Origin of the sequence: Streptomyces griseus, from assembly GCF_900460065.1 — a bacterium.
Classification (GTDB): domain Bacteria; phylum Actinomycetota; class Actinomycetes; order Streptomycetales; family Streptomycetaceae; genus Streptomyces; species Streptomyces griseus.
The window spans coordinates 23624-40428 of record NZ_UAVD01000038.1; the positions used below are offsets into that span (position 1 = coordinate 23624).

At 72.0% G+C, this 16805-nt stretch carries 17 protein-coding genes; 7 read left to right on the forward strand and 10 right to left on the reverse strand.

Annotation, left to right across the window (positions count from 1 at the left end):
- The first annotated feature begins 44 nt into the window (after positions 1-44).
- The 3 genes from DTB53_RS27240 to recX all read left to right on the forward strand — a co-directional run bounded on the left by DTB53_RS27240 (position 45) and on the right by recX (position 2767).
- Positions 45-515, forward strand: a complete 471-nt coding sequence (locus tag DTB53_RS27240; protein ID WP_012378753.1) for an ArsI/CadI family heavy metal resistance metalloenzyme — start codon at positions 45-47, stop codon at positions 513-515.
- Positions 516-904: 389 nt separating this feature from the next.
- Complete coding sequence (gene recA / locus DTB53_RS27245; RefSeq protein ID WP_012378752.1) at positions 905-2035, forward strand: recombinase RecA; 1131 nt, start codon at positions 905-907, stop codon at positions 2033-2035.
- A gap of 3 nt (positions 2036-2038) precedes the next feature.
- A complete protein-coding gene (gene recX / locus DTB53_RS27250; protein ID WP_012378751.1) occupies positions 2039-2767 on the forward strand; it encodes a recombination regulator RecX in 729 nt (242 codons plus the stop codon).
- A gap of 257 nt (positions 2768-3024) precedes the next feature.
- Here recX and DTB53_RS27255 read toward each other — a convergent pair whose 3' ends face one another.
- The 9 genes from DTB53_RS27255 to DTB53_RS27290 all read right to left on the reverse strand — a co-directional run bounded on the left by DTB53_RS27255 (position 3025) and on the right by DTB53_RS27290 (position 10608).
- Complete coding sequence (locus DTB53_RS27255; protein WP_172595299.1) at positions 3025-3708, reverse strand: DUF6197 family protein; 684 nt, start codon at positions 3706-3708, stop codon at positions 3025-3027.
- Positions 3709-3937: 229 nt separating this feature from the next.
- Positions 3938-4405 (reverse strand): rhodanese-like domain-containing protein, encoded by a 468-nt coding sequence (locus DTB53_RS27260; RefSeq protein ID WP_012378749.1) that lies wholly within the window; start codon positions 4403-4405, stop codon positions 3938-3940.
- Positions 4402-4995 (reverse strand): cupin domain-containing protein, encoded by a 594-nt coding sequence (locus tag DTB53_RS27265; protein WP_003965815.1) that lies wholly within the window; start codon positions 4993-4995, stop codon positions 4402-4404. The genes DTB53_RS27260 and DTB53_RS27265 overlap by 4 nt, the downstream gene beginning before the upstream one ends.
- Positions 4996-5068: 73 nt before the next feature.
- Positions 5069-5218 carry a putative leader peptide gene (locus tag DTB53_RS38035; RefSeq protein WP_356203881.1) on the reverse strand — a complete coding sequence of 50 codons (150 nt, stop codon included), beginning with the start codon at positions 5216-5218 and terminating at the stop codon, positions 5069-5071.
- Positions 5196-6914 (reverse strand): FAD-dependent monooxygenase, encoded by a 1719-nt coding sequence (locus tag DTB53_RS27270; protein ID WP_012378747.1) that lies wholly within the window; start codon positions 6912-6914, stop codon positions 5196-5198. Before DTB53_RS27270 ends, DTB53_RS38035 begins: the two co-directional genes overlap by 23 nt.
- Positions 6915-7090: 176 nt before the next feature.
- On the reverse strand, positions 7091-8032 hold the full coding sequence (locus tag DTB53_RS27275; RefSeq protein WP_003965813.1) for an amino acid ABC transporter permease: 942 nt from the start codon (positions 8030-8032) through the stop codon (positions 7091-7093).
- Positions 8029-8676: an amino acid ABC transporter permease gene (locus DTB53_RS27280; RefSeq protein WP_012378746.1), complete on the reverse strand. Its 648-nt coding sequence runs from the start codon at positions 8674-8676 to the stop codon at positions 8029-8031. The genes DTB53_RS27275 and DTB53_RS27280 overlap by 4 nt, the downstream gene beginning before the upstream one ends.
- A gap of 190 nt (positions 8677-8866) precedes the next feature.
- Positions 8867-9790 (reverse strand): glutamate ABC transporter substrate-binding protein, encoded by a 924-nt coding sequence (locus DTB53_RS27285; RefSeq protein WP_003965811.1) that lies wholly within the window; start codon positions 9788-9790, stop codon positions 8867-8869.
- 32 nt (positions 9791-9822) lie between these two features.
- On the reverse strand, positions 9823-10608 hold the full coding sequence (locus DTB53_RS27290; RefSeq protein ID WP_003965810.1) for an amino acid ABC transporter ATP-binding protein: 786 nt from the start codon (positions 10606-10608) through the stop codon (positions 9823-9825).
- 442 nt (positions 10609-11050) lie between these two features.
- Here DTB53_RS27290 and DTB53_RS27295 point away from each other — a divergent pair, with 442 nt between their 5' ends.
- Entirely contained in the window at positions 11051-11743 is a 693-nt protein-coding gene (locus DTB53_RS27295; RefSeq protein WP_003965809.1) for a response regulator transcription factor, read from the forward strand.
- 19 nt (positions 11744-11762) lie between these two features.
- Positions 11763-13157 carry a sensor histidine kinase gene (locus tag DTB53_RS27300; RefSeq protein ID WP_012378745.1) on the forward strand — a complete coding sequence of 465 codons (1395 nt, stop codon included), beginning with the start codon at positions 11763-11765 and terminating at the stop codon, positions 13155-13157.
- A 37-nt stretch (positions 13158-13194) separates the two neighbouring features.
- Here the strand turns inward: DTB53_RS27300 and DTB53_RS27305 are convergent, their stop codons facing one another.
- The gene (locus DTB53_RS27305; protein ID WP_012378744.1) at positions 13195-14196 is read right to left on the reverse strand and encodes a TAXI family TRAP transporter solute-binding subunit; all 1002 of its coding nucleotides are present in this window, start codon (positions 14194-14196) and stop codon (positions 13195-13197) included.
- Positions 14197-14329: 133 nt separating this feature from the next.
- Here DTB53_RS27305 and miaB point away from each other — a divergent pair, with 133 nt between their 5' ends.
- Together miaB and DTB53_RS27315 are read left to right on the forward strand one after the other, a co-directional pair.
- Positions 14330-15850, forward strand: a complete 1521-nt coding sequence (gene miaB, locus DTB53_RS27310; protein ID WP_012378743.1) for a tRNA (N6-isopentenyl adenosine(37)-C2)-methylthiotransferase MiaB — start codon at positions 14330-14332, stop codon at positions 15848-15850.
- Between the two features lie 214 nt (positions 15851-16064).
- Positions 16065-16784 (forward strand): class III extradiol dioxygenase subunit B-like domain-containing protein, encoded by a 720-nt coding sequence (locus DTB53_RS27315; RefSeq protein WP_003965805.1) that lies wholly within the window; start codon positions 16065-16067, stop codon positions 16782-16784.
- The last annotated feature ends 21 nt before the right edge of the window (positions 16785-16805 follow it).

Below are 16805 nucleotides of genomic sequence, written 5' to 3' on the forward strand. Positions count from 1 at the left end.
GCTTGCATCGACAGATGTCGAATCAAGTGATCGGGGAGACCGCCATGTCCCGTGTCCAGCTCGCACTCAACGTCGCCGATCTCGATGCCTCGGTGACCTTCTACTCCAAGCTGTTCGGCGTCGAACCGGCCAAGCGCCGCCCCGGCTACGCCAACTTCGCGATCGTCGAGCCGCCGCTCAAGCTCGTCCTGATCGAAGGAGAGCCCGGCCGGGAAACCCGCCTGGACCACCTCGGGGTCGAGGTCGCATCACCCCGGACGGTCGCCGCGGCCACCGACCGCCTCAAGGGCGCCGGCCTCGCCACGTTCGAGGAGAACGACACCTCCTGCTGCTACGCCCTCCAGGACAAGGTCTGGGTCCACGGCCCCGGCGGGGAGCCCTGGGAGGTCTACGTCGTCAAGGCCGACGCCGACCGGATGGGCAAGGGGTCCGTCGGCGGCGGGGACGCCTGCTGCGCCGGTCGGTCGGCGCCCGAGGCCGAACCGGCGGCCGCGAGCTGCGCGTGCGGCGGCTGAGGGGGCGCGTCCGCGGTGCCGGCCGATGGGCCCGGACGGGTCCGCCGGCCCGCGGTCCGTCAGCCGCCCCGCCCGGCCCGTCAGCCGCCCCGCCCGGCGCCCTGGTCGGGAGACGGGCTCGGGTGATGTGAACTCCCGCCCGCCGAAGTCCGACGGCGCGCGATCGGGGCTCGATGGCGCGGAGTGTTCGGTCAAGGGGTGGCTGCGGTGGCGCGTGGTGCGCTTGACATGAAAATCGAACATCCATTCTGATGGGATTCCGGCCGGGTTTTCCCGGGCCCGGCCGTGGAGTTGTCCACAGGTCGGGAGGACGTCGAGGCCCATTGTCAGTGGCAGGGGTTAGCGTCTGAGACGTGAAGCGATCGACTCAAGCAAATCGGGTGGAACCCATGGCAGGTAACGACCGCGAGAAGGCGCTGGACGCCGCACTCGCACAGATTGAACGGCAATTCGGCAAGGGCGCGGTGATGCGCCTGGGCGAGCGGCCGAACGAGCCCATCGAGGTCATCCCCACGGGATCGACCGCTCTCGACGTCGCCCTCGGCGTCGGCGGTCTGCCGCGCGGCCGTGTGGTGGAGGTGTACGGGCCGGAGTCCTCCGGCAAGACGACGCTGACGCTCCACGCGGTGGCGAACGCGCAGAAGCTCGGCGGCTCGGTGGCGTTCATCGACGCCGAGCACGCGCTGGACCCGGAGTACGCGAAGAAGCTCGGCGTCGACATCGACAGCCTCATCCTGTCCCAGCCGGACAACGGTGAGCAGGCGCTGGAGATCGTCGACATGCTGGTGCGCTCCGGCGCCCTGGACCTGATCGTCATCGACTCCGTGGCGGCCCTGGTGCCCCGTGCGGAGATCGAGGGCGAGATGGGCGACTCGCACGTGGGTCTCCAGGCGCGTCTGATGAGCCAGGCGCTCCGCAAGATCACCAGCGCGCTCAACCAGTCCAAGACCACCGCGATCTTCATCAACCAGCTCCGCGAGAAGATCGGCGTGATGTTCGGCTCCCCGGAGACCACCACCGGTGGCCGGGCGCTGAAGTTCTACGCCTCGGTGCGCCTCGACATCCGCCGGATCGAGACGCTCAAGGACGGCACCGACGCCGTCGGCAACCGCACCCGCGTCAAGGTCGTCAAGAACAAGGTCGCCCCGCCGTTCAAGCAGGCGGAGTTCGACATCCTCTACGGCCAGGGCATCAGCCGCGAGGGCGGCCTGATCGACATGGGCGTGGAGCACGGCTTCGTCCGCAAGGCCGGCGCCTGGTACACCTACGAGGGCGACCAGCTCGGCCAGGGCAAGGAGAACGCCCGCAACTTCCTCAAGGACAACCCCGACCTCGCCAACGAGATCGAGAAGAAGATCCTGGAGAAGCTGGGTGTCGGAGTCCGTCCGGACGCCGACGCGGGCGAGCCCGCCGCGGACGCGGCCGCGGCAGCGGCGCCGGCGGCCGACGGGGCGGCGAAGCCGGCGGCCACTTCTGCCGCCAAGGCCAAGCCGGCCAAGACCGCGGCGGCCAAGAGCTAGGCCGTGACACGTCGTACGGAGTGGCCGGGCGGGTCTGCCGAGCCCGGCGGCGATCCCGCGTCCGACCACGGGCCCGTCGAGCCGGAGGCGGGTGCGGGGGCGCGGCCCGGACGCCGCTCGCGCGGTGGAGCGGGCGCCGGGAGCGGATTCGGCGAGGGGGCGGGCCCACGCGCCCGCTCCAGCACCAGAAGCAGCGGCTCCCCTTCCTCGTCGAGGGCCGAGAAGGGGGAGCCGCGTGACCCGGTCGAGCAGGCGCGCAGCATCTGCCTGCGGCTGCTCACCGGGACCCCGCGTACGCGCAAACAGCTCGCGGACGCCCTGCGCAAGCGGGAGATCCCGGACGAGGCGGCCGAGGAAGTGCTCGCGCGCTTCGAGGACGTCGGGCTGATCGACGATGCCGCGTTCGCCGGAGCGTGGGTGGAGTCACGGCACCACGGGCGGGGTCTCGCGCGCCGTGCCCTCGTCCGCGAACTGCGGACGAAGGGCGTGGACTCCACCGTGATCGACGAGGCGGTCGGTCAGCTCGACGCGGAACAGGAGGAGGAGACGGCGCGGGAGCTCGTGGCCCGCAAGCTCCGCTCCACGCGGGGCCTGGACCGGGACAAGCGGCTGCGCCGCCTGGCGGGGATGCTCGCCCGCAAGGGATACGGGGAAGGCATGGCCCTACGGGTGGTGCGGCAGGCGTTGGAGGAAGAGGGCGAGGACACGGAAGGCCTGGACGAGCTTTTCTGAACGCGCGCGGCCCGGGGATGCTCGCGGTCAGCGGTCAGCGGTCAGCGGTCAGCGGTCAGCGGTCAGCGGTCAGGGGTCAGGGGTCAGGGGCGGCAGGGGGCGCTCGGGGGGAGTGGTGGTCGCCGTCAGGCGGTCGGTGGTCGGTCGGCCGTTGGTCAGGCTCGGGCGGCACTGTCCGGCGGTCGACGGTGACGTCGCGACGACACGCGTCCGACGGGCGGGGCCCATGGCCGGGGGTCTCGGCCAGGAGCCTTCGGTCACTGTCCCGCCAGGGACGCGCGGCGGATGGTGGCGTCGACGAGGGCCAGAGCGTCCGCCGCGGTGCGGCCGGGATGGCGGTTCCAGGAGCCGATCAGTCCGGGCCACCCCTGCGCGCGCAACTCCGTGATCAGCCAGGCGCCGGCCCGGTCCACGGTGTCGAGGGAGCCGTAGCCGAGACGGTGCGCTGAGATGAGAGCGCCGCAGACGCAGCGTGCCCCATGGGCGTTCCGCAGTCGGTACGGGGTGTTCTGCCAGCCCCACTCGACCAGGATTCGCCGCGCGTAGCCGAGATGGGTCGACGGGCGCAGGTCGCCCTGTCCGACCCGCCGCCAGAGATGGACCCGGTCGGGCAGCATCGCGCCCAGCCTCCCGGGCAGCGGGCGCTCCCGCAGGGGTGCGACGGACAGTGTCCGCAGGGTGTCGTCGACCAGCCGGTCCACGGGCACGGACAGCAGGGTCCGCCAGTCGAAGGGCTCCGCGGGCGCGGTTTCCGCAGGTGCCGGGGGTTCCACGAGCCGCGCGGGCGTCGGCTCCGCCGGAGCGGGCACGGAACCGGAGGCCCCGGAGTCCTCGGGACCCGTGCGCTCCCAGTCCGTGACGATCCGCTGCCACGCCCGGGTGTCGTACAGCCGGGAAGCCTGGTCGTCGAGCCGGTCGGGAGTGAGGAGAGCAGTCGCCATGAATGCGTCATCTCCGTACATTTCGTCCTCTGTGTGAGGCGAATGTCGGTCACGCGCGGCGATTGCTCCAGTGGAACGTGGCGTTCGGGTGTGTGGCATCCCGACGGATCCGGCGTCCGACGCCCGATCACGGGTGTCGGACGCCGGACGCCTGACGCCTGACGCCGCGCTCCGGAGGCCGGAAGAGGCGAAGAGGCGTCAGGGCGGGAAGGACGGGGGCGGGGGAAGGTCAGGCGGAGGTGACCGGAAGGCCCGCACCGCGCCACGCCTGGAAGCCGCCGATCAGATCGGTGGCCCGGTGCAGGCCCAGCTGCCGCAGCGAGGCGACCGCGAGGCTGGAGGCGTATCCCTCGTTGCAGATGACGACGATCCGGAGGTCGTGGCCGACCGCTTCGGCGGCGCGGTGGCTGCCCCGGGGGTCGAGCCGCCACTCCAGTTCGTTGCGCTCGACGACCAGTGCGCCCGGGATCAGTCCGTCCCGGTCGCGGAGTGCCGCGTACCGGATGTCCACCAGGAGGGCCCCGGCCTCCGCCGCCGCGGCGGCTTCGGCCGGGCCGACCCGGTCGTAGCCGGCCCTGACCCGCTCCAGCAGATCGTCGATGCCCACGGGCGTCGGGGCGTCCGGCACGGCCGTCCCGTCGGGCTTCGCCCCGTCCCGCTCGGCCCCGTCCCGGTGCGTGTTCCGGTCCTCGCTCACTGCCAGTCCTCCGGGCTCTCGGTCTGCTCCAGGCGGAGCACGGCACCGGTGCGGCTGAACCGGCGGATCCGCGGCAAGGGCGGGTAGTAGGCGTGGACGGAGACCGCGTGCGCGGTCTCCGACTCGTTGAGGACCTCATGGACGTGGTTCTGTCCGAAGGCCCGGCCCTGACCGGTCGCCAGATTCCTCGACCGGTCCACCCCCTCCGTCAGCTCCAGGGTCTTCCAGCCGTCGGTGGGCAGCCGCACGGCCAGCGAGTGCTCCTTGAGAGCGCCCGCCACGGTGGTGAACGCGCCGAACGAGTCGGCGTGGTCGTGCCAGCCCGTGCCGGTGCCCGGCGGCCAGCCGATCAGCCACGCTTCGCTGCCCGCCGGTCCGTCGAGCCTGATCCAGGTGCGGCCCTCCGGATCGAGGGGGAGCGAGGCGATGAGCGCCTCGTCCCGGGCGGCGCCGCGGACGAAGTCCATCAGCTCCGCCACCGTCGGCGCGGCGGACGTGGTCGTGGAGCCCCCGGCGACGGGGGCGGAGGGGGCGGCGGAAGGAGAAGGAACAGAGGCAGCCGTGGGCACGGCGGAGCGGGGGGAAGACACGAGGACCGTCCTGGGAGTTCGCGCGAGGTTCCGGCCGTGCGGCAAGCGGCACGCACCGGCAGAGGGAGGCGAGTCAGCAGGACGGGCGACACACGCAGCCCGCGTAACGGACGAGGTCCATATGGACCCTCCGCCACAGGCGCACATCGGTGTCGGTCATGATCTGGAGTACACCACGCGCGCCCGTGACGGTCAATCGATCAATGGAGCCCGGCGCTCCCATCTGCGTGGACCCGTGCCCGGGAGCCCTGTCCGCGCCCCGTGTCCGGTCCGTCGCCGTCGCCGCCGCTCTCGCCGTCACCCGGTTCCACGGGCTCCCGCGCTTCGTGGGGCGCGCCGCCCAGAGCGGTGCGCGCCGCGGTGAACAGCTCGGCGGGCCGTACGCCGCCGAAAGCGGCCACCAGGTGACCGTCCGGCCTCACCAGCAGGACCGTGTGCGCCGACGCTCCCGGGTAGCTCTCGGTGACCAGCAGCTCCGTCGACCCGGGGAGTGCCGCCACGGCGTCCGTGAGGCGGGGCATGACACCCGCGGTCTGCCAGTGCCGCCGGTCCCAGACCCCGGTCCCCGGCGCGACGAGGACCACCAGCGGGTGGCCCTGACCGAGCCGCTCCCGCAGCCGGGTCGTCGTCCCGTCCGGCGCCGTCACCGTCACATCGGCGACCGGCGCACCGGGGGGCGTACCGACGGCGGCGTGCGCCTCCGTGTGCGGCGGTGCGAGGGGGGAGTGCGAGTACGAAGGGGGCGCACCCAGGGCTCCGCAGCCCAGATGCCCGTCGGAGAGCAGGGTGTCGTGACCACGTGCGGCGCCCGGGACCAGGGTCCGCAGACCGCCTCCGCCGCGCAGTATCGGCAGCGACTGGTCGGCGGCGCGCAGCCGTGCGGCCACCGCCGCCCGGCGCTCCGCCTGGTAGCTGTCGAGGAGGTGCTCGGCCGGGCCGTGGTGCCAGACGTGGGCCAGCTTCCAGGCCAGGTTCTCGGCGTCCCGGATCCCCTCGTCCAGCCCCTGCGTGCCCACGGCGCCCAGCAGGTGCGCCGCGTCCCCCGCCAGGAACGCACGCTGCTTGCGCCAGCGTCGGGCGAGCCGGTGGTGGAGGGTGTGGACGCCGGTGTCCAGCAGTTCGTAGGCCGGGGTCTCACCGCACCAGCCGGCCAGGGTGTCCCGGATCCGGGTGATCAGCGCTTCGGGGGTGACCAGTTCGCCACGCGGCGGCAGCAGCCAGTCCAGCCGCCAGACGCCGTTCGGCAGCGGCCGGGCGGAGACCTCGGCACCCCCGGTCCGCCAGGGAGGCTGCCGGTGCAGGACCGCCTCGTCGGGCCAGGGCAGCTCGGCCCGGAGCGCGGCCACGGCATGCCGTTCCACCGCCGTACGGCCGGGGAACCGGATGTCCAGCAGCTTGCGCACCGTCGACCGGGCGCCGTCGCAGCCGACCAGATAACTCCCGCGCCACCAGGTGGAACCCGGCTCCCTGGTGTGCACCGTGATGCCGTCGGGGTCCTGCTCCAGCGTGTCGATCCGGCTGAGCGGCACCCGTTGGACCAGCGGCGCCTTGTCCACCGCCGCCCGCAGCGCGGCGCTCAGCTCGTGCTGCGGGACGTGGAGCGGCGCGGGAAGCAGCCCGGTGAGCGCGGTGTCGTCCTCGGCGCCGCCGCCCCCGCTCAGCGGCACGTTCCTCACCAGCTGCTTCCGGCGGATCGAACGCCATCCGGACCAGCGCAGCCCGACCCGGTCCAGCTCCCGGCAGCCCAGCCGGCCCATCAGGTCGGCGGAGTCCTCGCGCAGCACGACCGTGCGGGCGGGGCGGGGCTCCTCCGTGCCGGGGCCCTCGTCGAGAAGGACCGAGGGGACGCCCTGGGCGGCGAGGGCCAGCGACAGCGTCAGGCCGACCGGCCCGGCGCCGACGACGATCACCGGGTCCACGGCTCGTACCCTCCGGCCCGTACGGTCATGCGGAACGTGGCATAGGAAGCCGGGTGCGTGATCACAGAACGTATGCAACCCACTGGTGGTGCTTGCGTCAAGTGACCGAGGCAGCGACGCGTGCGCCGCTGCCTCGAATGCTCCTGCTCGTCAGGGCCGGAAAGGGCCCGGGGCGGTCAGCCCTTCGTCACACCGGCCCCACCGGCACCGTCGGCCGTCGGGCCTGCGCCCCCTGCGCCCCCCGCGTCCGGGCCGGGAACGGCCTCGACCTCGGGGATGCCGGCGGCCGGGGCGCCGGGCGCCACCTTGATGCCGGTCTTGGCACGGCGGCCGCGCTTCTCGATCCAGGTCGCCAGCGCCGAGAGCAGCAGGCACATCGCGATGTAGAGCGTGCCGATGACGACGATCGTCGAGACGTACGGGTACTGGCCGTTCACCTGCGTGTTGGAGGCGATCAGCCGCGCGGTCTGGAGCAGCTCCGGGTACAGGATGATGAAGCCGAGCGAGGTGTCCTTGAGGGTCACCACGAGCTGACCGATGATCGTCGGCAGCATCGACCGGACGGCCTGCGGCATCAGGACGCTGACCATGACCTGCGTCTTGCTCATGCCGAGCGCGTACGCGGCCTCGCTCTGGCCCTTGGGCACCGAGTTGATGCCGGCCCGCAGCACCTCGGCCTGGACGCAGCCGTTGTAGACGGAGAGGCCCGCGGCCAGCGCCCACATCGAGTGGTCGGTGAGGAAGCCGACCCAGATGGCGTAGATGGTGATCAGCAGCGGCAGCGAGCGGAACAGCTCGATGAAGGTGGTCGCCGCCCAGCGGACCGGCTTGTGGTCGGAGAGCCGGCCCACCACCAGGACCACGCCGAGGACCAGCGAACCGACCGCGGCGAGGCCGAACGCCTTGAGCGTGGCGAGCAGGGCGTCGGCGATGTTCTGCCGGATGCCCGCGTAGTTGAAGATGTCCCACATCTCGGGGGCGAGGTGCCCCTTGTCCGCGAGCCGCACGATGCTGACGGCGATCAGCGCGGCGATGGCGACGCTGCCGACGACCGCGTAGATCCGGTTGCGGACGACGGCCTTGGGGCCCGGGGCGTCGTAGAGAACGCTGGCGCTCATCGGGCGACCTCCATGCGACGCTCCAGCAGCCGGAAGAGGCCGCTGATGGTAAACGTGACGACGAGGTAGCCGATGGCCACCCAGATGAAGACGGGCACGATGTCGTAGCCCTTGTCGCTCATCAGCTTCTGCCAGCCGAACAGCTCGGCGACGCTGAAGGCCCCGGCGATCGCGGAGTTCTTCGTCAGCGCGATGAAGATGCTGCTCAGCGGCGGGATCACGGTCCGCGTGGCCTGCGGGAGCACCACGATCTGCAGCGTCTGGGCGAACGTCATGCCGATGGAGCGCGCGGCCTCGGCCTGTCCCAGCGGCACGGTGTTGATGCCGGAGCGGACCGCCTCGCACACGAACGAGGAGGTGTAGAAGCCGAGGGCCAGCGAGCCGAGCACGAACGGGCTCATCCCCGGGAAGAGGATCTCGGGCACGACGAAGAAGAAGATCAGGAAAAGCAGCGTCAGCGGGGTGTTGCGCATCAGCGTCACCCAGGCGGTGCCGAAGTACCGCAGCGGCGGCACCGGCGAGACCCGGAATCCGGCGATGATCACACCGAGGAACAGGGCGATAACCGAGCTGACGGCGGTGATCGACACGGTTCCTATGAAGCCGTCGCGGAACTCTGGGAAATTGTCGAGCAGTACGTTCATGAGGTCTCCGCGTCGGCGGTCAGCGGCATCAGGGCAGGGGAAGGGGCGCCCCGTACGCCCGCGCACCCCGGGAGGACCGGGACGGCGGTGGCGTACGGGACGCCTGGGTCACTCGCGGGGCGTCGTGACGGATGACGGGGTGCCGGCCGTCGGACGGCGGGCCGGAGCCCGCGGTCCGAGGGCCGACGCGTCAGTAGCGCTCGATGGCCGGCGGCTCGACGTAGTCCGAACCGGACAGGCCCAGCGTGGCCTCGTAGATCTTCTTGTAGGTGCCGTCCTTGACGCGCTCCTCCAGCGACTTGCTGATGGCCTCGCGGAGCACCTTGTCGTCCTTGTTCAGGCCGACGCCGTAGGGCTCGTCGGTGAACGGGTCGCCGACGACGTGGAGCTTGCCGGAGTTGGCGGCGGCGTAGCCCTTGAGGATCGAGTCGTCCGTGGTGACGGCGTCGACCTGCTTGGTCAGCAGCTGCTGCACGCAGTCGGAGTACTTGGCCAGCTCGACGACGCTCGCGCCGTACTCGGGCTTCTTGATCTCCTGGAGCGGGGTGGAGCCGACGATCGAGCAGACCTTCTTGCCCTTCACCGAGTCCTTGCCGGTGATCGACTTGTCGTCCTTGCGCACCAGGAGGTCCGCGCCGGCCTTGTAGTACGGCCCGGCGAAGCCGACCTGCTTCTTGCGCTCGTCGTTGATCGTGTACGTGCCGACGTAGTAGTCGACCTGGCCCTTGGAGATGGCCGTCTCACGGACGCCGGAGTCGACGGTCTTCCACTCGATCTGCTTGTCGGAGAAACCGAGGTCGGCCGCGATCATCTTGGCGATCTCGATGTCGAAGCCCGAACGCTCCTTGGTCGCCTGGTCCTCGAAGCCGAGGTACGGCTGGTCGGCCTTGGCGCCGATGACGAGCTTGCCGCGCTCCTTGGCCTTCTTGAAGACGGGGGAGTCCAGGGTGACGTCCTTGGCCGCGGTGTACGTGGGCAGCGCGGGGGCCTCGGAGGAACCGGGCTTCGTGCCCCCCGGTTTGTCACCGGCGGAGCCCTCCTTGCCACCACAGGCGGTCGCGGTCAGGGCGAGGACGGCGATGGCCGCGACGGCGGCGGACTGACGGAGCTTCATGTGAACAATCCTTAGGTCGTGGGTCGTTGTCGTCAGTGGTGAAGGATCTTCGACAGGAAGTCCTTGGCCCGGTCGCTGCGCGGGTTGCTGAAGAACTGGTCGGGGGTCGCCTCTTCGACGATCTTCCCGTCGGCCATGAACACGACGCGGTTGGCGGCGGAACGGGCGAAGCCCATCTCGTGGGTGACGACGATCATCGTCATCCCGTCCCGGGCCAGCTGCTGCATGACCTCCAGGACCTCGTTGATCATCTCCGGGTCGAGCGCGGACGTGGGCTCGTCGAAGAGCATGACCTTCGGGTCCATCGCCAGGGCCCGGGCGATCGCGACGCGTTGCTGCTGGCCACCGGAGAGCTGCGCCGGGTACTTGTCGGCCTGTACGCCGACGCCCACCCGGTCGAGCAGGGTCCGGGCCTTCTCCTCCGCGGCCTTCTTGTCGGCCTTGCGGACCTTGACCTGGCCCAGCATCACGTTCTCCAGCACCGTCTTGTGTGCGAAGAGATTGAACGACTGGAAGACCATGCCCACGTCGGCACGCAGCCTGGCCAGCTCCTTGCCCTCCTGGGGCAGGGGCTTGCCGTCGATCGAGATCGCTCCCGAGTCGACCGTCTCCAAGCGGTTGATCGTGCGGCACAGCGTGGACTTGCCGGACCCGGAAGGCCCGATGACGACCACGACCTCGCCACGGGCGATGGTCAGGTCGATGTCCTGGAGCACATGCAGCGCGCCGAAGTGCTTGTTGACGTTGCTCAGTACGACCAGGTCGTTCGCCGCGGGCGCGGCACCCTCGGCGTCCTTGGTCACTGAAACTCCGCTCATCGGCTTCTTGCTCCGTCCTCCTCGGTTGAACAAGGACAGTAATGACGCAGTGCTACCAACGTCATTACATCTGAGCGGAAATTGAGCATAACGATCCGGCGGCAACCGGACACTCCGTGTGAACGGGACGTCACGCGCCGCCCCGGGGGCGTACCGGGTGCATAACGGAAACCCTGCTGTAACCGGGAGGCTCTTGACTGGTACGCCGTTCATCGGCGTGGATGCCTTGAACGGGGAAGACGTGAAACACCGCGGAACGGGAAGCCTCATCGGGGCTCTCGGGGAGTCCCGCGGATGACGCGCGGGTTAATGTCGGGCCCTGCCCGGTGACACCGTGCGACGGTGCCGACGGCGCGAACGAACCACGGGAGCCGCACGGCCACCGGAGAAGCACAGGGACCCGAGAAGCCTCACGGCCCCGGGAGAAACGGAGAGGAGGGCCATGAGACTGCTGCTCGTCGAGGACGACGACCATGTCGCGGCGGCCCTGTCCGCCGTGCTCGCCCGGCACGGTTTCCAGGTCGTGCACGCCCGTAACGGCGAAGAGGCCCTGCGCGCCCTGCTGCCCGCCGAGAAGGAGCCCTTCGGGGTCATCCTCCTGGACCTCGGACTGCCCGACCAGGACGGCTACGAGGTGTGCGGGAAGATCCGCAAACGCACCGCGACCCCCGTGATCATGGTCACCGCCCGGGCCGACGTGCGCTCACGCATCCACGGGCTCAACCTCGGCGCCGACGACTACGTCACCAAGCCGTACGACACCGGCGAACTGCTCGCCCGCATCCACGCGGTCGCCCGGCGCACCACCAGCGGCGAGGACACCGCGCCGACCCCCGTCGCCGCCCTGCGCCTCGGCCCGGTCGCCATCGAGCTGCCGACCCGCCGGGTCAGCGTCGACGGCGCGGAAGTCCAGCTCACCCGCAAGGAGTTCGACCTGCTGGCCCTGCTCGCCCAGCGCCCCGGCGTCGTCTTCCGCCGCGAGCAGATCATCAGCGAGGTCTGGCGCACCAGCTGGGAGGGGACCGGACGCACCCTGGAGGTCCACGTCGCCTCCCTGCGCTCCAAACTGCGGCTCCCCGCCCTGATCGAGACCGTGCGGGGCGTCGGCTACCGGCTCGTCGCACCGTCCGCGTAACCGGCGGGGACGTCTCCCGGTGCGCTCCCGTCTGCTCCCGCTGCTCATCGTCCTGATGGCCGCCGTCCTGGTCACCCTCGGCTTCCCGCTCGCGATCAGCGTGGCCGCCGCCGAGCAGCAGCGGCTGGTGATCGACCGGATCGACGACACCGCACGGTTCGCCGCCCTCGCGCAGTCCATCACCGACACCTCCCCGGACAGCGAGGAGCGGCGCCGCACCCTCCAGACCGACCTGGAGCTCTACGCCTCGGTGTACGACATCCGCGCCGGCGTCTTCTTCCGGGACGACCGGGCCCTGGCCAAGGCCCCCGGCTACTGGACCCTGCCCGCCGAGGGCGAGGGGCGCACGGCCTTCAACGAGGCGCTGCTGGGCCGCCGCTCGCACGACCCCCCGCAGGTCTGGCCCTGGCGCGACGGCCGCGTCGTCGTCGCCTCGCCCGTCGTGCGCGACGGCGACGTCGTCGCCGTGGTCGTCCTCGACTCGCCCACCGGCGAGATGCGGTCGCGGATCCTGCGGACATGGCTGTTCATCGGCCTCGGCGAGGCCCTGGCGCTGCTGGTGGCGGTCGGCGCCGCGGTACGGCTCACCGGCTGGGTCCTGCTGCCCGTACGGACCCTCGACGCGGCCACCCACGACATCGCCGGCGGCCGTATGCGCTCCCGGGTCGCCGCCTCCGCCGGGCCGCCGGAACTCAGACGCCTGGCCCGTTCCTTCAACGAGATGGCGGACAACGTCGAGGACGTGCTGGAGCAGCAGCGCGCCTTCGTCGCCGACGCCTCGCACCAACTGCGCAACCCGCTCGCCGCCCTGCTGCTCCGCATCGAGCTGCTCGCCCTGGAGCTGCCCGAGGACAGCGAGGAGATCGCGGCCGTGCGCACCGAGGGGAAGCGGCTGGCCCGGGTCCTCGACGACCTCCTGGACCTCGCGCTGGCCGAGCACGCCGAGGCGGACCTCCAGCTGATCGACATCGTCCCGCTCGCCGCCGAGCGGGTCGCCTCCTGGCGCCCGATGGCGGAGCGGGAGGGCGTGAACCTCACCCTGGACGGGGCGCCGGCGGCCACCGCCTGGGCCGACCCCGTCGCGCTCTCCAGCGCCCTGGACGCGGTCGTCGACAACGCCCTGAAGTTCACCCCCGCCGGAGAGGACGTCACCGTCACCGTCGCCGCCGGAGCCCGCGAGGCGACCGTCGTGGTCGCCGACCGTGGCCCCGGCCTCACCGAAGCGGAGCTGGAACGCGTCGGGGACCGCTTCTGGCGCAGCACCCGCCACCAGAACGTCAGCGGATCGGGCCTGGGCCTCTCCATCTCCCGGGTGCTGCTCGCGGCGGGCGGCGGCTCGATCGCGTACGAGCACCACGAACCGCACGGCCTGCGGGTGACCGTCACCGTCCCCCGCGACCAGCCGGGGAGCTGACGGGGCGGGACGGCCGGGCCTCAGGAACGGCGGGGCCTCACGGCTTCACCGAGCGGTAGTAGGCCTTGGCGCCGTCGTGCACGATCAGCGGATCCGTGTAGATCGCCGTCCGCAGATCCACCAGCTGCGCCGCGTGCACCTCACGGCCGATCCGGTCCCGGCTGTTGATCACCGTCCGGGTGAAGGCCTCGGTCAGGGCCGCGTCCGTACGGTCGGTCGTGACGAGCAGGTTGGCGACGGCGACCGTGGGCACCGCCTGCCCCTGCTGGGCCTGCGGGTACACGTCGGCGGGCATCATGGCGGACCGGTAGAAGCGGGTGGGACCGGTCGCCGCCTGGAGCTTCGCGACCAGCTCCGCCTCCAGCGGCACCAACCGGATGTCGAAGCGTTGCGACAGCTCCTGCACGGCCGCTGTCGGCAGCCCGCCCGACCAGAAGAAGGCGTCGAGATCGCCCTGGGACAGCCTCACGGGCATGGTGTCGATGCCCACCGGCACCGGTGTGACGTCGGCGGCCGGATCGAGCCCCGCCGCCGCCAGCAGCCGGTCCGCGACCAGCCGCACCCCGGACCCCTCCTGGCCCACGCCCACCCGCTTGCCCCGCAGGTCGGAGACCGTCCGCACATCGGAGTCGCGGGGGACGACCAGCTGCACGTAGTCGTCGTACAGCCGGACGCAGCCGCGCAGTCGCTGCGCCCCCGGCCTGCCGTCGCGCAGATACGTGGCCACCGCGTCGGCGGTGGCGATGGTGAAGTCGGCCTCGCCCGTCGCCACCCGGGCGAGGTTCTGCTGCGAGCCCTCGCTGGTCCGCAGCCGTATCGACACCTCCGGGATGTCGTTGGCGAGCGCGCCCTCCAGCCGTTCCCCGTACCGCTGGTAGACGCCGCTCGGCACTCCGGTGGAGAAGGTGAGCGACCCGCTCGGGACCCCCTCGTCCCCCCGGGGCTGCAGCCACCACGCGAGCAGCCCGAGCACGACCGCGAGGACGGCGCCCGTCTGCAGGGTGCGGCGGCGGCCGAATCGGGACAGAGCGTGGAACATGCGCGCGATCCTGCCAGCTCGACCACCCCTCTGACCAGGCTTCCCCGTGAGGACCGGCCCACAGCGGGCGGGGAGCGCGCGGGACGGGAGCAGCCGGGGAAGGCGCGGTCCGGCCACCGCCTACCCTTGTCCCATGAGCAGCGGCAACCGGAGCGAAGCAGTGGACGTCCAGAAGAGCTACGAGGTGCGCACCTACGGGTGCCAGATGAACGTCCACGACTCCGAACGGCTGTCGGGTCTCCTGGAGGGCGCCGGCTACGTCCGGGCCCCCGAAGGCTCCGACGGCGACGCCGACGTCGTCGTCTTCAACACCTGCGCGGTGCGCGAGAACGCCGACAACAAGCTGTACGGGAACCTCGGCCGCCTCGCGCCCATGAAGACCAAGCGCCCCGGGATGCAGATCGCCGTCGGCGGCTGCCTCGCGCAGAAGGACCGCGACACCATCGTCAAGCGGGCCCCCTGGGTCGACGTCGTCTTCGGCACCCACAACATCGGCAAGCTGCCGGTGCTCCTGGAGCGCGCCCGCGTCCAGGAGGAGGCGCAGATCGAGATCGCCGAGTCCCTGGAGGCCTTCCCCTCCACGCTTCCCACCCGCCGCGAGTCCGCCTACGCCGCGTGGGTCTCCATCTCGGTCGGCTGCAACAACACCTGCACCTTCTGCATCGTCCCGGCGCTGCGCGGCAAGGAGAAGGACCGCCGCACCGGCGACATCCTGGCCGAGATCGAGGCCCTGGTCGCCGAGGGCGTCTGCGAGATCACCCTGCTCGGCCAGAACGTCAACGCGTACGGCTCCGACATCGGCGACCGCGAGGCCTTCTCCAAGCTGCTGCGCGCCTGCGGAAGGATCGAGGGCCTGGAGCGCGTCCGCTTCACCTCGCCGCACCCCCGCGACTTCACCGACGACGTCATCGCCGCCATGGCCGAGACGCCCAACGTGATGCCGCAGCTGCACATGCCGATGCAGTCCGGATCGGACACCGTCCTGAAGGCGATGCGCCGCTCGTACCGCCAGGAGCGCTTCCTGGGAATCATCGAGAAGGTGCGCGCCGCGATGCCGGAGGCCGCCATCTCCACCGACATCATCGTGGGCTTCCCCGGCGAGACGGAGGAGGACTTCGAGCAGACGATGCACGCCGTCCGCGAGGCGCGGTTCGCCAACGCGTTCACCTTCCAGTACTCCAAGCGCCCCGGGACCCCCGCCGCCGACATGGACGGCCAGATCCCCAAGGAGGTCGTCCAGGAGCGGTACATGCGCCTGTCCGCCCTCCAGGAGCAGATCTCCTGGGACGAGAACAAGAAGCAGGTCGGCCGCACCCTGGACGTCATGGTCGCGGAGGGCGAGGGCCGCAAGGACGGTGCCACGCAGCGCCTCTCCGGCCGCGCCCCCGACAACCGGCTGGTCCACTTCACCCAGCCCGAGAAGGCCGTGCGCCCCGGCGACGTGGTGACCGTCGAGATCACCTACGCCGCCCCGCACCACCTGCTCGCCGAGGGCACCCCGCTCGCCGTACGGTCCACCCGAGCGGGCGACGCCTGGGAGAAGCGCACCACCGGCGCGGCCGCCAAGCCCGCCGGAGTGATGCTCGGCCTCCCCGGCATCGGCGCCCCGGAGCCGCTTCCGGCCGCCGGGGCCCCGGCCTGCGGCATCGGCTGACTGCCGGCCCGGGGCCCCGGGCCGGCCGGCTGCCCCGGCCGAAGGCCGTCGACCGGTCATGTGGCGCGCGGCCGGCGTGAACCGCGGACCCCGCCGGCCCGGCCCGGGGCCCCGCCGGGCCGCCCCGGGCCACCGGCCTCTCCACGGCCTCGCGCACGACCCGCGCTGGTCCATCCGCGTCGGTGCACGGCCTCCGGCAAGTACGCTGACCGGCATGCTTGTCGCCGCCGCCGTGTGCCCCTGCCCGCCGCTCCTGGTGCCCGAGGTCGCCGCCGGGGCCGCCCCCGAGCTCGACGCCGCGCGTGACGCGTGCCTCGACGCGGTGGGGGTGCTCGCCGCCTCGCGCCCGGAGCTGCTCGTCGTCGTGGGACCGGGCGACGACCGTTCCGCCGGGCCCCGTCCGGCCGGGGCGCGCGGTTCCTTCCGGGGCGTCGGCGTGGACCTCGACGTGACGCTCGGCGACGCACCACCGGACGCCGCCGCCCCGGACCGGCCGCTGCCGCAGTCCCTCGCGGTGGGCGCCTGGCTGCTGGGCCGGGCCCGATGGACGGGCGCGCCCGTCGAAGGCTTCGTCCTGGCGGAGAGCGAGGGCGCCCCGGAGTGCGCGGCGGTCGGAGGCTCCCTCGCCCGGCGTGCCGAACGGGTCGCGCTCCTGGTGATGGGCGACGGCAGCGCCTGCCGCACCCTCAAGGCCCCCGGCTACCTCGACGAGCGGGCCGCGGCCTTCGACGCCGGCGCCACCGAGGCCCTGGGCTCCGCGGACCTCGACGCCCTCGCGGCCCTCGACGTGGCGCTCGCCCGTGAACTCAAGGCGGCCGGAAGGGCCCCCTGGCAACTGCTCGGCGGCGCCGCGCGGGACGCCGGACTCGCCGGCCGGCTGCTGTACGAGGACGCCCCCTACGGCGTGGGCTACACCGTCGCCGCCTGGTCCTGAACGCACCGGCGGCGGGCACGG